At 66.0% G+C, this 1319-nt stretch carries 1 protein-coding gene; it reads left to right on the forward strand.

Annotated features, from left to right (window positions below; all coding sequences use genetic code 11):
• Positions 1–237 precede the first annotated feature (237 nt).
• Positions 238–1188, forward strand: coding sequence for an IS481-like element IS481 family transposase (locus tag O3Q52_RS53150; RefSeq protein WP_269655556.1), 951 nt, complete (start codon positions 238–240; stop codon positions 1186–1188).
• Positions 1189–1319 lie beyond the last annotated feature (131 nt).

The raw sequence follows: 1319 nt of genomic DNA on the forward strand, positions 1-1319 counted from the left end.
TTCCTGGACGGCACGCCGGAGCTGGCCGGACGCCCCGCGCCCGGGCTGGTGCTGGAAAGCGGCCAGCCCGAGACGCTGCTGTCGGAGTACGTATTCAACCGCCGCTGCGACCTGGTGGTGACCGGCACCCACGGCCTAACTGTGAAGATTCAATAGGTTGTATGCATGGTTCATCCGAACCGGATTTGAGAAACTGGAAATCGCCAACCCCCCAGTTCACTCAAGGAGCCCGGCCGGATGAACACCCATAAGCATGCCCGATTGACCTTCCTACGTCGACTCGAAATGGTCCAGCAATTGATCGCCCATCAAGTTTGTGTGCCTGAAGCGGCCCGCGCCTATGGGGTCACCGCGCCGACTGTGCGCAAATGGCTGGGCCGCTTCCTGGCTCAGGGCCAGGCGGGCTTGGCCGATGCGTCCTCGCGCCCGACGGTCTCGCCCCGAGCGATTGCGCCGGCCAAGGCGCTGGCTATCGTGGAGCTGCGCCGCAAGCGGCTGACCCAAGCGCGCATCGCCCAGGCGCTGGGCGTGTCAGCCAGCACCGTCAGCCGCGTCCTGGCCCGCGCCGGTCTGTCGCACCTGGCCGACCTGGAGCCGGCCGAGCCGGTGGTGCGCTACGAGCATCAGGCCCCCGGCGATCTGCTGCACATCGACATCAAGAAGCTGGGACGTATCCAGCGCCCTGGCCACCGGGTCACGGGCAACCGACGCGATACCGTTGAGGGGGCCGGCTGGGACTTCGTCTTCGTGGCCATCGATGACCACGCCCGCGTGGCCTTCACCGACATCCACCCCGTCGAGCGCTTCCCCAGCGCCGTCCAGTTCCTCAAGGACGCAGTGGCCTACTACCAGCGCCTGGGCGTGACCATCCAGCGCTTGCTCACCGACAATGGCTCGGCCTTTCGCAGCCGCGCCTTCGCCGCGCTGTGCCATGAGCTGGGCATCAAGCACCGCTTTACCCGACCTTACCGCCCACAGACCAATGGCAAGGCCGAACGCTTCATCCAGTCGGCCTTGCGTGAGTGGGCTTACGCTCACACCTACCAGAACTCCCAACACCGAGCCGATGCCATGAAATCCTGGCTACACCACTACAACTGGCATCGACCCCACCAAGGCATCGGGCGCGCTGTACCCATCTCCAGACTCAACCTGGACGAATACAACCTATTGACAGTTCACACCTAGGCCGCCGCAAGGCGGGCGCAAGGCCTCGCGCGGCCAGTCCGTGCGCCACCTGCTTGCCGGCAACCAGCTCCGGCAGAGCCTGCTGATTGCCCAGCCGGCCTCGGTCCGGGTGGCGCTGGTCGCCGGCCTGC

Origin of the sequence: Streptomyces sp. ActVer (genome assembly GCF_027270795.1) — a bacterium.
Lineage (GTDB): Bacteria > Actinomycetota > Actinomycetes > Streptomycetales > Streptomycetaceae > Streptomyces > Streptomyces umbrinus_A.